Raw genomic sequence first — 11,615 nt, forward strand, 5'->3', positions numbered from 1 at the left:
TGGCGATGGTTTGGGGTATAATCGGATTTTTATTTCCGCAGCCCGATCATGCTCAGCTACCGCCACGCCTTCCATGCCGGCAACCATGCCGATATGCTCAAGCACTTTACCCTCTTCCTCGTCCTCGAATATTTCAACCGCAAAGACAAGCCCTATTGGTATATCGATACGCACAGTGGTGCCGGTTTGTATGATTTGAGCGGCGATGAAGCGCAAAAAGTCGGCGAATACAAACAAGGCATTGCGCTCTTGGAACAAGCTGACAAGCTGCCTGCAGAATTGGCCGAATTTGTAGGCCGTCTGAAACAAATACTGCCGCAAGACAACCTTTACTGCGGCTCGCCTTGGCTGGCACAGGCGCTCACGCGTGACAGCGACAAAATGCGCCTCTTTGAGCTGCACCCTGCCGATTTTGTCCATTTGCAAAACAATATGCGCGAAGTCCGTCCTGCGCGTAAAGTGCAGGTCAGCCAAGCGGACGGTTATCAGGGTCTGATTTCACTCTTGCCTCCTCCGCCGCGCCGCGCCGCCATCTTGATTGATCCACCCTACGAAGAAAAACAAGACTACCGCCGTGTCGTCCAAGTTTTGAAAGATGCTTTGAAACGCTTTGAAACCGGCTGCTACATGGTTTGGTATCCCTGCTTAAGCCGTGAAGAAAGCCGCAAACTGCCGGACGAACTCAAAAAAATTGTTCCCGACAATTATCTGCACGCCGAGCTTCATGCCCATACGCCGCGCAGTGACGGCTTCGGTATGCACGGCAGCGGTATGTTCGTCATCAATCCACCCTATATGCTTGCCGAACAACTGCAAAACAATCTGCCCGAACTTTCCAAAATTTTGGCGCAAGATGCCGGCGCGCATTATGTATTGGAAAGCAAAACAAAATAAACGCTGCCGTCTGAACGCATACCCAGGCGCTTCAATTTTTCCGCCATACCTGTTCAGACGGCCTTAACCCTTTATACTTAAGCCTTTTTCCACTACAATTCACAACATAACAATTAACGACCGTCCACTCATGAACATACGCACACCCCTAGCCTGCACACTCCTGCTTTGCGCGTGCGGCGAATCCGTAAAAAACGAATTTAAAGAAGAATTTACCCAAAGTTTCCGCACCGAATTTGTCCGCTCGGCAACCGAAGCCTGCGTAGAAAAAGCTTCCGGAAAAAGCCCGTTTGATTCCGCGACCACTGAAAAAATCTGCCGCTGCATCGGCGAAAAAACCGTCGACCAAATCAATCCTGAAGAAGCGACCTCGCTTTTGGGCGGCAGCGACTCCATGAGCGACGAGCTGAAAAAACGCATCAAAGACACCAGCATCGCCTGCACTAAAGAAGTTTTAGGCATGGCCGACAGCAAAACCAAATGAACACGCCGTTTTCAGACGGCCTGAAATTGAAAAATACCCGATTCAAACTTAGGAAAAGAGTGAAACCATGAAGACACTGAACCAATTCTTAGCCCAACACCTGCCCGAACACAAACTGCCGCAAGAGCTGGCCAGCGTATTGGAATCCGTGGCCTCAGCCTGTTTGGACATCAACGCAAAAGTCCGCCTCGGCGCACTTTCCGGCGTTTTGGGCATGGCAGGTACCGGCAACATCCAAGGCGAAGACCAAAAGAAACTTGACGTCATCGCCAACAACATCATGATTGATGTTTTAAAAGCCAATGCCAACATCGCCGGCCTTGCCAGCGAAGAAGAAGACACCTATGTCGCCACACATAAAAACGGCGGCTATTTGGTATTGTTTGACCCGCTGGACGGCTCTTCCAATATCGACGTCAACATCTCCGTCGGCACCATCTTCTCCATCTTGGCGAAACCTGAAGGCACATTGACTACCGAATCCTTCCTGCAAAAAGGCCTCGACCAAGTGGCCGCAGGTTATGTTTTATACGGTCCGCAAACCCAACTGGTACTGACTGTCGGTCACGGCGTGTTCGTCTTCACTTTGGACGATGCCAGCCAATTCCTGCTGACCAAAGAAAATCCGCGCGTTCCCGAATCCACTAAAGAATTTGCCATCAATATGTCCAACCAAAGACATTGGTTCGCCCCTGTTCAACAATACATTGACGAATTGCTGGCAGGCGAAACCGGCGTACGCGGCAAAAACTACAATATGCGCTGGGTAGCCAGCATGGTTGCTGAAATCCACCGCATCCTGATGCGCGGCGGCGTATTCATGTATCCGCAAGATAAACGCGACCCATCCAAACCGGGCAAACTGCGCCTGATGTACGAAGCCAACCCGATGAGCCTGCTTATGGAACAAGCCGGCGGCGCATCAAACGACGCCATCGAAGCCATGCTCGACATCCAACCTACCGGTCTGCACCAACGTGTTGCCGTATTCATGGGCAGCCGCGAAGAAGTGGAATACGTTTATAATCTGCATCAAAAATAATCAGATGTATTGATTTCAAACCCAAAAAGGCCGTCTGAAATATGATTTTCAGACGGCCTTTTGTTAAAAATAAAAGAAACAAAAATCAAAAGGGCGGATTCAAATCTGCCCTTTGCTGTTTTCCATCTAATCTTTATTGGATGACGCCGAACGAGCCAGCTCTTCCGCCGCTTTTTGCACAATATCCGGCGTCAGCTTGTTCAAACAATCCGTATGCCCTAACGGACATTCGCGTTTAAAACAAGGCGAACAATCCAAATTCAAGCTGACGATTTTTGCCTTTTGGCTTAGAGGCGGCGTATGGTCAGGGCTGGATGAGCCGTAAACCGCAACCAATTTCCGATCAAGCGCGGCCGCAAGGTGCATCAGACCGCTATCGTTACACACGACCGTATCGGCACAAGACAACAGATCAATCGCTTCCGGAAGATTGGTTTTCCCGCAAAGATTGGTACACAGGCCGTCTGAAAGTCGGTTGATTTCATCTGCAATATCAAAATCTTTTTGCGAACCAAACAGCCAAACCTGCCAACCCTCGGTCAAATATCGGCGGCCGAGTTCGGCAAAATGACGCGCAGGCCAACGCTTGGCCGGGCCATATTCCGCGCCGGGACAAAATGCCAAAATCGGTTTATCCGTCGCCAAACCATGTTTTGCCAAAGCGGCTTGACGGCTTTCGGGATTAATCGTGAAACACGGATTATCAGAATGCCCGTTAAAATCCGCTTGGGTCGGATGCGCCAACGCAGTATAGCGGTCAACCATCAGAGGCAATGCGGCCTTATCCAACTTACGGATATCGTTCAACAAAAAATAGCGCGACTCGCCGACGTAGCCCGTACGCTGCTTAATGCCCGTAGCCAAGGCAATGATGGCGGATTTGAGTGAACCGGGCAAAACAATCACTTGATCATAGCCTTCTTTTCCCAATTCACGCCCGATACGCCAGCGTTTTTTCAATTCCAACGCACCATGTCCAAACGGATTTTCCATCACACGGTTGATTTCAGGCATACGCTCAAATACGGCCATCGACCATTTGGGCGAAAAAACATCAATGGTGCAGCCGAGATGCAGCTCATGCAAACGGCGATAAAGCGGTTGGGTCATGACGCAGTCGCCAATCCAGCTTGGGGTAATAATCAGGATTTTTTTGGACATAATGGAATGTGTTTTTAATTTTGGCTTATTGTAATACGATTTTTAAAAGGCCGTCTGAAACTCGGTTTAATCGCTCAGTTCAAAACGTACTATTTGATACATGTCATTTCAACGCGTGAAGCGTTTGTCTTCCCAATTTATCCGGCAAGTTCTGAAAATACCCAACCTGAAACGCCAGACCAAACGGCGGCAAGCAATATTCTCTTCATTTTTAAAACCTTATAAAAACAGAAAGGCCGTCTGAAATATTTTCAGACGACCTTTTTATACCGGTTTAACGATGGTAGTTAGGTGCTTCTTTAGTGATTTGTACGTCGTGAACGTGAGATTCGCTCATACCGGCAGAAGTGATTTCCACAAATTCTGCTTTCTCGTGCATTTCAGCAATATTGGCGCAACCCAAATAACCCATGCTGGAGCGCAGACCGCCAGTCAGCTGGTGGATGATGTTCACAATCGGGCCTTTGTAAGGAACGCGGCCTTCGATGCCTTCGGGGACGTATTTGTCGGTGCTGTCGGTTTTGTCTTGGAAGTAGCGGTCGGCAGAACCTTGGCTCATCGCACCCAACGAACCCATGCCGCGATAGGATTTGTAAGAGCGGCCTTGGTAGAGTTCGATTTCGCCCGGTGCTTCTTCCGTACCGGCAAACATACCGCCGAGCATGACGCTGTATGCACCTGCTGCCAGAGCTTTGGCAATATCGCCGGAGAAGCGGATACCGCCGTCGGCAATCAGAGGAACGCCTGTACCTTTCAGGGCTTCGGAAACATTGTGAATCGCAGTCAGTTGAGGCACGCCCACGCCTGCCACGATACGGGTCGTACAAATCGAGCCAGGGCCGATACCGACTTTAACGGCATCCGCACCTGCTGCCACCAAATCCAAAGCGGCTTTGGCAGTCGCGATGTTGCCACCGATGACTTGGATGTGCGGATAAGTTTCTTTGACCCAGCGCACGCGATCGATAACGCCTTGGCTATGACCGTGGGCAGTATCGACCACAATCACGTCTACGCCGGCTTCCACCAATGCTTTGACGCGCTCTTCGGTATCGCCGCCGGTACCTACCGCGGCACCGACGCGCAGACGGCCTTCGGCATCTTTGTTGGCATTAGGGAATTCGGTTGTTTTCAGAATATCTTTAACTGTAATCAGACCTTTGAGTTCGTCTTGGTCGTTCAACACCAAAACGCGCTCAACTTTGTGCACATGCATGATTTCGCGGGCTTCATCGATGCTGGTACCTTCAGGAACGGTAACCAAACGGTCGCGCGGTGTCATGATGGCAGAAACCGGCAGATCGACACGGTTTTCAAAACGCAGGTCGCGGTTGGTCACGATACCGACCACTTTGCCGTTTTCAACAACAGGCAGACCGGACATTTTGCGTTTGCGTTGTGCGCGCATTTCCAAGACTTCGCGGATCAATGCGGTCGGCGCAACGGTTACGGGGTCTTTGACCACGCCGCTCTCATGGCGCTTCACTTTGGAAACGGCACGCGCTTGCAACTCCGGCGTCATGTTTTTATGGATAATGCCGATGCCGCCTTCCTGTGCCATCGAAATGGCCAGACGCGCTTCAGTAACGGTATCCATTGCAGCAGAAAGTAGAGGGAGGTTGAGCGTGATATCGCGGGTGAGTTTGGTTTGAAGTTTGACATCTCGAGGCAGCACGTTTGAGTGCGCTGGAACCAACAAAACGTCGTCGAAAGTATAGGCTTTTTCTACAATACGCATGATGCTCGGTCTTTCAGTTTGTGCAAGATGCACGGCATTATATCACACCGGCTTGATGCTAACATTGGCAATACATGTTTTAACGTTATTTTTTTACATGATTTAATCCGCAGTACAAAAATATGCCAACGCATTGCAGTTTCAAGTAAAATAGGTTGGATGAGAACATCATTTACATAAGGGAAACCCATGAAATCTTCCGTACTCAAAACCTGTCTGACAGCAGCCCTTCTCTCTTCCGCCGCCCTGACCGGCGCGGCCGAGGTTTACACTTGGAAAGGCGCATCGGGCAACAGCTATTCCGATACGCCAAACCGCCTGCAACCGAAGCGTTCCGGCGTGGTCAACATCCGCACGCACAACGTCAAACCTGCCGTTGCGCCTGCTGTTGCAGCATCTGAGCCGGTTGCCGAGCAGCCTAATGAGCAGGTTGTGGAACAAAATAAACAAATCGAAGAGCGCAATAAAAAAATCGAAGAGCAAAACCGCCAAAACAAGCTGGAAAACTGCAAAATCGCCAAAATCAACCGTCAAGTCGCCGAAAGCGCACGCTTGGCCAATCGCGACAGCCTGATTAAGCAATACCAAAACGACGTCAATAAATACTGCAATTAAGCTCTCAAATAACAATATCAAAAAGATGATATATTGACATGTCAATTATTAAAATAAGTTAATTTCATATCTTTTTGTTTTTGCTGGATATTTAGTTATTGCATTTTCAACAGAAACGACAAAGAACGGCTGTTTTACAGCCGTTTTATTTTGTATAAATTCGTTAAACCGCCTGATGTCGCGCTTTATCAAACGGCTTTTTAGTCTTGTGTATATAGAATGCCATTTTTGCCAATTTCCGCATTAGTGCAACGATGATTATCATCTTAGGCTTTTTTGCCGCTTCCAAATTGCTTACAAGTTGAGGAAATGCATTCATACGATAGGCAACAAGGGCAGGCATGAACAAGGCGCGTTTTAATTGCCGGTGTCCGTATTGGCTCAATCGGCCGTTTTTTTTGACACTTGTCCCTGATTGTTCAATTTTTGGACTTAAACCGGCAAAGGCTACAAATTTATTCGCTGTTTCAAAATTTTTATCTGTCAGGTGTCTTAGTAGTATCACTGCGGTTTCTTTTCCTATTGCAGGTATGGTTTGCAGGTTTTGATATTCGATATTTAGACTTTCTTTCTGTTTTATCATGCCTTCTATCCGCTTTGATGTCTGATCTATTTTTTCTTCAAGCAGTTCTATGATTGCTTCATGGGTTGATTTTATGTAGATGTCTTTTGCGGTATGCAACCTGTTTTGTGTTTCTTTTTGCTGCTCCTTAAGTTGTTGTAGCAGATTTATCAGTTTGTAGAGTGTAGGATTTTCAGACGGCCTAAACGGTGTCAGTTTGTCTAAGTGTCGGTTTGCAAATTCGGCAATAAGTTTTGAATCTGCTTTGTCTGTTTTGGTATGGCTAAACTGACTTTTTGCGTATTCTTTTATTTTCAAGGGATTAATAACGTAAACTGTATAAAGTGCGCTCAAATATTCTGCCGCCTGTTCATAATAAATGCCTGTTGCTTCCATACTTATGGCAATTTTTCTAATTCGTTTTGTTTTTATCCAATTAATCAGATTCTCAAATCCGTCTGTACTATTTGATATTTTTATATAGTCTTTGCTTCCTTTAGTTGTAATCAACGTTGCGTCTATGGTGTCTTTTGATACGTCTAAACCTATTACATTCATTTCATTTTCCTTATTTATTCAGCCTGTAATGGCTATGATGATATTCAATCTTTAAGGTAATTGGACGGTTCGACATATCTTTTTCTCAGTTTTTAACTTTGGCCGTTTTACTGTCTAAACCGCCCAGGCTTTTGTTTTGCGCTTAAACAAAAACCTGTAAACCGCCTCAAATAAAACGATTTACAGGTTTCAATTTAATTTACCCAATTTCAAAAAGGCGGGAGTTCCCGCACCCCATTGATATCTGTTTTACTATTAATTTCGCTTTTTGCTTCATTAACAGTAAAACAGATATCTTAATTATTCATTAATAAATAATAAATTCCTATTAACGATAATTCAAAAGCTAAAAAACCCATAAAAATTTTAAAACCTGTAATAAATCCAGCCTTCGGCCCTTTTTCAGTATTTGACCTACTAGAATACCAACCAATAATAAACCAAACTAAAGGAGATGTTATAAACCTTATTAAATCTAATGTACTCATAATCCAATTTTCCCGCCTTGATTTGATACGGCATTATCATTGTAACCGTCATACATCAGATTCTGCTGACTCTTGCCCCCATTGTCAAGACTTGCGGAGTTTCGTGCTGTTCCGCTGGTGCTGCCGTTGCCGCCGTTTCGGGCTGTTTTGCCTTGTAGGGATTAAAGGGCAAGCCGTCTTTTATGTAGCTGATACAGGTTTTTTTGTCTATTTCTTTTATTTTTGTGCCTTGGTCTGTATAGCAATTACACGCTTTGTCTGACTTGATACAGGCAGACGGCCAAGGCATGACGGTTACTGATTTGTTCATGCCGTCGTAGATTGGGGCTGTTTCGGGTCGGTTATCTATTCTTGGTTTGTAATCGTCTTCGCTTATGTATGGTTTCGGCTGTTCGGCTTGAATTGTTTGTGTTTCGTAACGCCCCGTTGCTGTTTCTTGCGGTGTCTGCGTCGTTGTCGGCGCGTTTTCTGCCGTTTTGTTTACTTCGGTGGTTTTGTCGGTGCTTTGTGCTTCGCCTACGAATCTGCCCCAAAATCCGCTAAACGACCAAATGCCATAACCAATCAGGCAAAGGGCGAGCGGGAACAGCATTAAAAGCTTGCTTTTTTTCGTCCTGATTTTGGTGTGCTCTTCGGCGGACTTGTACAGCCCATACACGCTTTTATCAAGCCTGTACACGCTGATTAGGGCTTCCTTAATATTCGCCCTGCTTTCAGGGTCTTTTGCGCCGCCTGTCGTCCATTCGAGCTTACGGCGCAGTCCTAGATTAGTCTTACTGAAATGTGTGTGATGTTCAATCAGGGAGCGGAGGTGTACGTCTATCAGGCGAGGATGCTGTGTAATAAGCAAAAAATCAAGACCACGGTGCCGGTGTGTTTCGAGTTCTGCGACGTAGTCTGGCACTTTCGAGCCACTTGGGCGCGGACGAAATATGCGTTGACATTCATCAACTACAATAATCGCGCCCGGAGGCGCCCACTTCGGCCACGTCTGAATACTTTCGCCTTCTGGTATTTCTTCATGTGGTATTTTCAGGTCAGGAATACCGTCTACATAAAGCGGACGATTCATAAAGTCTTTTTGCTTAGCAAGCATAGATACGACTTTCAGGGTTTTGCCCGAACCCGGCACACCTGTTAACAGATATAACATGTTTTCTTCCTATTTCGACTGAATGATGGTAGAAAGTTTTTTAAAGCCCTTTATCGTTGCTATGAATGTAAATGCGCCGAATATCCAGTTAAGCATAACGCCGAATCCAAGGATATAAATTATCTGTAATGCGTCTTGCGGAAATCCACCTATGTGATTTTGAACCTGCTGTACAAAATAGGATTGCAGGCTTTGAAAGCCTGTTACAGTGACAAAAGCTAGACCAATTGCGCTAAGGATACGGCCTGCAACAGACATTAAAGCGGCTGTTATTAAATTTGCCCAATTCATAAATCTTCCAACGCTCCATAAACAAACCATGCACAAGTAAGGATGGTCATCATAATCAGCACCGGCCGAAGTTTGGCAGCAAAATCACAAAGAGGCTGATAACTAAATTCAACGCGGCCAAATGCACCTAAATCGACGCTTTGGGGCTGCGGACAAACACCATCAGTCTGAAATATATTTTCAGGCCTAAAATTTAGGTCTATTGTCTGTTCAGGTAGTTTTATGTCTTCGTAGCTCGATTCGCCACTTGGCATACATTGCGCAGCATTTGGGTTTTGCTGACAAAAATTCTGCTGCTTATTCTCTTGGTTTTGATTTTGCTGCCCTGTCGGATTGTTCGGCTGATTCGGTGTATTCGGACTATTTGGCGTGTCCGGACTCTCCTGTCTGCTCGGTGTTGTCTTTTCGTGCTTATTCGGTGCTTCTGGACTGTTTGGCTTTAAATCAGGACGTGGCACATAATCAACGCCAACAGTGCCGTTTTGATTCATTTTGAATCTTGTTTGTTGAGGGGTGCTACTGCCTTCAGGGGTATAAGGCGCACTAAGTGCGGTATCAGGGCTGAATGTACTTTGCTCGGCAGATTGATTCACGACGCCAATTTTTGCCAGTTGGTTCATCAGTTCGTTATGGTTGGTTTGTTGGTTCTCAAGCATGCGCTTGAGAATGTCTAAAATTTCTTTTTGTGTCAGCATAAAATCTGATGGATTCACTTGACCAGTATTCTTAGCTGCATTAGGAATATCGGGACTGCCTGCTGGGTATGATCTAATCTCGAAATAGATTGAACTTTCTTTAGGAAGATTATTAATTTCTAAACTAATTTTAGACGGATTTTTTAAACCAGTAAAAAACGAATAATCTTTACTAGGATTATAGTTATGGTAAAAACCACCATTATTTATAAAACCGTTTGAAAATACATGATAATTAGTACTATTTGAATAAACCTTGTAACCTTTATATGTAACTGAAGATTCAGATTTGTAAATATTTGGTTGAAAAATCTTCTTAACAATTAAATCATAAGCATAAAGACCTTTTTCTTTAGCTTCTTCATCTCTTTTCTTTTCTTCTTTCTTCTGTTGGTCTTGTTGTTGCGCTTTTTGTGCTGCTTCTGCTGCTTTTTTTACTGCTGCTTGTGCTATTGCTTTTTGGTAGTTGCCTTCAGCTTCTGCTTGGCGTTGGGCTTGGGCTGCTTTCTGAATCGCATTAGATATTTGTTCTTGTGATGCCCCTCCTCTTAATCCTGTTTTATCTAAAAAAGAATTAATTCCTGATCCAACCCCAGTAATATCCAGTTTAGATAAACCTGTCAGAATTGCACCAACACCATTACGAGCAGCCATAGCCCAATCGCCATTTTTTATGTCTTTATATGTCCAAGCTGCATAATCAGACCCAATAGCACCGCCTGCAGCAGTTGCGCCAGCCAAAGTCCCACCTAAAATAGTTTCCACTCTACCGACATTAACATTTTGACTAACAGTTGTATTCATCGTGCCAGTTTCGCCATATCGGCCTGTCACCGTTATATTTTTGCCTTGGCTACCATTAATAATTCCGCCATTTTTAGTTACTGTCGGTTTGCCGTTGTTTTGTACATCAACTTTCCAAACGCCTGTTTTAGGGTCGTATCCGCGCCGTTGCAAAGCTTGGTCACTTGGGAAGCCTGCGTTTTGATGTTGTGCCGGAGGCGGTAGGGCGACATCTGCCATTACTGGAGCAGCGAATACAGCAGCAGACAGAGCAAGGCATAAGGCAATAGGCCAATGATAAACATTGCTTCGGGGATCATTCTTCATTACTCTTTTCTCTCGTGGATAATATAAATTTGTAGATTAGGTTGACGACAAATACCGTGGCGACGATTGAAACGCACATCAGACCTATCTCTTTACCCAACTTCTGATATTCCATCGGGTCGCAATCGGGAAAGGTCAGTTTGACTTGCTGTTCGTTATACTGCCATGTAGAGCCATTAAAAACGGGGTGATGTAGCACCCCGTCTTTGTCTATTGTCGGCACTACACGGGTCATCACGTCGTTTGTCGCCGCTTCATGTGTGAAATGGCAAACACGACCGACTTGATAACCCATTGCTATTAACCGCCTTTGCGTACCGCTTTAATAATCAGGCCTACAACTACCATTGCAGCAGCAACACCGATTACAACCGCACCAATAGCGGTTACACCATCTTTTGCGCTTGCCAGCTCAGTTTTGGCAGCATTTACGAGGCCATTATCTTCTGCCAAAGCAGGGGCGGACATTGCGCCAACTGCAACGGTTGCTAAAGCGTATTTAGCTTTGTTTTTAAGAGCCATGATATTCATGAGTTTTCCTTTAAAAAATGTTTAAAAAAATGTGTTTGCGGGCTATGTGAAGGTTTTAGAGACCGCCCGCCGAGAGCCTCTTAAAATTAATCTTCTTTTGTATAAAAACTGAAAATTAAAAATTCTCCGCCGATTTCTTCAATCGCCGAACTGAAAGCATCTTCATAACTTTCATATTGGCCGGCAGATTTAATGTTGGGCGTAAAGCCAATATCGCCGAATGGATCAGGATAGATGAATTCATGATTTTCGAGTTCTTGAACAATAAATTTTTGCTGATACTTACTCATGAT

The 11,615-nt window shown here is 45.4% G+C and carries 14 protein-coding genes; 4 read left to right on the forward strand and 10 right to left on the reverse strand.

What is annotated here, in order from left to right:
* Positions 1-48 precede the first annotated feature (48 nt).
* The 3 genes from FAH67_RS05005 to FAH67_RS05015 all read left to right on the forward strand — a co-directional run bounded on the left by FAH67_RS05005 (position 49) and on the right by FAH67_RS05015 (position 2,420).
* Entirely contained in the window at positions 49-894 is an 846-nt protein-coding gene (locus tag FAH67_RS05005; RefSeq protein WP_003678899.1) for a 23S rRNA (adenine(2030)-N(6))-methyltransferase RlmJ, read from the forward strand.
* A 130-nt stretch (positions 895-1,024) separates the two neighbouring features.
* Complete coding sequence (locus FAH67_RS05010) at positions 1,025-1,378, forward strand: hypothetical protein (protein ID WP_003678898.1); 354 nt, start codon at positions 1,025-1,027, stop codon at positions 1,376-1,378.
* A gap of 67 nt (positions 1,379-1,445) precedes the next feature.
* The gene (locus tag FAH67_RS05015; protein WP_003678897.1) at positions 1,446-2,420 is read left to right on the forward strand and encodes a class 1 fructose-bisphosphatase; all 975 of its coding nucleotides are present in this window, start codon (positions 1,446-1,448) and stop codon (positions 2,418-2,420) included.
* Positions 2,421-2,546: 126 nt separating this feature from the next.
* Here the strand turns inward: FAH67_RS05015 and waaF are convergent, their stop codons facing one another.
* Both waaF and guaB read right to left on the reverse strand, forming a co-directional pair.
* Complete coding sequence (gene waaF / locus FAH67_RS05020) at positions 2,547-3,581, reverse strand: lipopolysaccharide heptosyltransferase II (RefSeq protein ID WP_003678896.1); 1,035 nt, start codon at positions 3,579-3,581, stop codon at positions 2,547-2,549.
* A 274-nt stretch (positions 3,582-3,855) separates the two neighbouring features.
* Complete coding sequence (guaB, locus tag FAH67_RS05025) at positions 3,856-5,319, reverse strand: IMP dehydrogenase (protein WP_137038650.1); 1,464 nt, start codon at positions 5,317-5,319, stop codon at positions 3,856-3,858.
* 189 nt (positions 5,320-5,508) lie between these two features.
* Here guaB and FAH67_RS05030 point away from each other — a divergent pair, with 189 nt between their 5' ends.
* The gene (locus FAH67_RS05030) at positions 5,509-5,934 is read left to right on the forward strand and encodes a DUF4124 domain-containing protein (RefSeq protein ID WP_003678890.1); all 426 of its coding nucleotides are present in this window, start codon (positions 5,509-5,511) and stop codon (positions 5,932-5,934) included.
* Positions 5,935-6,097: 163 nt separating this feature from the next.
* On the opposite strand, the gene FAH67_RS05035 is transcribed toward FAH67_RS05030, so the two are convergent.
* From FAH67_RS05035 to FAH67_RS05070, 8 genes are all read right to left on the reverse strand, one after another.
* Positions 6,098-7,054, reverse strand: coding sequence for an IS110 family RNA-guided transposase (locus FAH67_RS05035; protein WP_115287623.1), 957 nt, complete (start codon positions 7,052-7,054; stop codon positions 6,098-6,100).
* Positions 7,055-7,350: 296 nt separating this feature from the next.
* Positions 7,351-7,542: a hypothetical protein gene (locus tag FAH67_RS05040; protein ID WP_137038652.1), complete on the reverse strand. Its 192-nt coding sequence runs from the start codon at positions 7,540-7,542 to the stop codon at positions 7,351-7,353.
* Positions 7,543-7,597: 55 nt separating this feature from the next.
* The gene (locus FAH67_RS05045) at positions 7,598-8,695 is read right to left on the reverse strand and encodes a zonular occludens toxin family protein (protein ID WP_244284784.1); all 1,098 of its coding nucleotides are present in this window, start codon (positions 8,693-8,695) and stop codon (positions 7,598-7,600) included.
* 9 nt (positions 8,696-8,704) lie between these two features.
* A complete protein-coding gene (locus FAH67_RS05050; RefSeq protein WP_112890797.1) occupies positions 8,705-8,986 on the reverse strand; it encodes a DUF2523 domain-containing protein in 282 nt (93 codons plus the stop codon).
* Complete coding sequence (locus FAH67_RS05055; RefSeq protein ID WP_115287622.1) at positions 8,983-10,791, reverse strand: virulence factor TspB C-terminal domain-related protein; 1,809 nt, start codon at positions 10,789-10,791, stop codon at positions 8,983-8,985. The genes FAH67_RS05050 and FAH67_RS05055 overlap by 4 nt, the downstream gene beginning before the upstream one ends.
* A complete protein-coding gene (locus FAH67_RS05060) occupies positions 10,781-11,086 on the reverse strand; it encodes a hypothetical protein (RefSeq protein ID WP_003681111.1) in 306 nt (101 codons plus the stop codon). Before FAH67_RS05060 ends, FAH67_RS05055 begins: the two co-directional genes overlap by 11 nt.
* A gap of 5 nt (positions 11,087-11,091) precedes the next feature.
* Entirely contained in the window at positions 11,092-11,322 is a 231-nt protein-coding gene (locus FAH67_RS05065) for a hypothetical protein (RefSeq protein WP_172459141.1), read from the reverse strand.
* Positions 11,323-11,408: 86 nt separating this feature from the next.
* Positions 11,409-11,612, reverse strand: a complete 204-nt coding sequence (locus tag FAH67_RS05070; protein ID WP_049336678.1) for a hypothetical protein — start codon at positions 11,610-11,612, stop codon at positions 11,409-11,411.
* Between the last annotated feature and the right edge of the window lie 3 nt (positions 11,613-11,615).

This window comes from Neisseria flavescens, assembly GCF_005221285.1.
GTDB lineage: Bacteria > Pseudomonadota > Gammaproteobacteria > Burkholderiales > Neisseriaceae > Neisseria > Neisseria flavescens.

Coding starts and splice junctions, on each gene's coding strand:
- FAH67_RS05070 (WP_049336678.1), bottom strand. CDS start 11,612: ATGAGTAAGTATCAGCAAAAATTTATTGTTCAAGAACTCGAAAATCAT.
- FAH67_RS05065 (WP_172459141.1), bottom strand. CDS start 11,322: ATGAATATCATGGCTCTTAAAAACAAAGCTAAATACGCTTTAGCAACC.
- guaB (WP_137038650.1), bottom strand. CDS start 5,319: ATGCGTATTGTAGAAAAAGCCTATACTTTCGACGACGTTTTGTTGGTT.
- FAH67_RS05045 (WP_244284784.1), bottom strand. CDS start 8,695: ATGTTATATCTGTTAACAGGTGTGCCGGGTTCGGGCAAAACCCTGAAA.
- FAH67_RS05060 (WP_003681111.1), bottom strand. CDS start 11,086: ATGGGTTATCAAGTCGGTCGTGTTTGCCATTTCACACATGAAGCGGCG.
- FAH67_RS05040 (WP_137038652.1), bottom strand. CDS start 7,542: ATGAGTACATTAGATTTAATAAGGTTTATAACATCTCCTTTAGTTTGG.
- FAH67_RS05010 (WP_003678898.1), top strand. CDS start 1,025: ATGAACATACGCACACCCCTAGCCTGCACACTCCTGCTTTGCGCGTGC.
- FAH67_RS05050 (WP_112890797.1), bottom strand. CDS start 8,986: ATGAATTGGGCAAATTTAATAACAGCCGCTTTAATGTCTGTTGCAGGC.
- FAH67_RS05035 (WP_115287623.1), bottom strand. CDS start 7,054: ATGAATGTAATAGGTTTAGACGTATCAAAAGACACCATAGACGCAACG.
- FAH67_RS05055 (WP_115287622.1), bottom strand. CDS start 10,791: ATGAAGAATGATCCCCGAAGCAATGTTTATCATTGGCCTATTGCCTTA.
- FAH67_RS05015 (WP_003678897.1), top strand. CDS start 1,446: ATGAAGACACTGAACCAATTCTTAGCCCAACACCTGCCCGAACACAAA.
- waaF (WP_003678896.1), bottom strand. CDS start 3,581: ATGTCCAAAAAAATCCTGATTATTACCCCAAGCTGGATTGGCGACTGC.
- FAH67_RS05030 (WP_003678890.1), top strand. CDS start 5,509: ATGAAATCTTCCGTACTCAAAACCTGTCTGACAGCAGCCCTTCTCTCT.
- FAH67_RS05005 (WP_003678899.1), top strand. CDS start 49: ATGCTCAGCTACCGCCACGCCTTCCATGCCGGCAACCATGCCGATATG.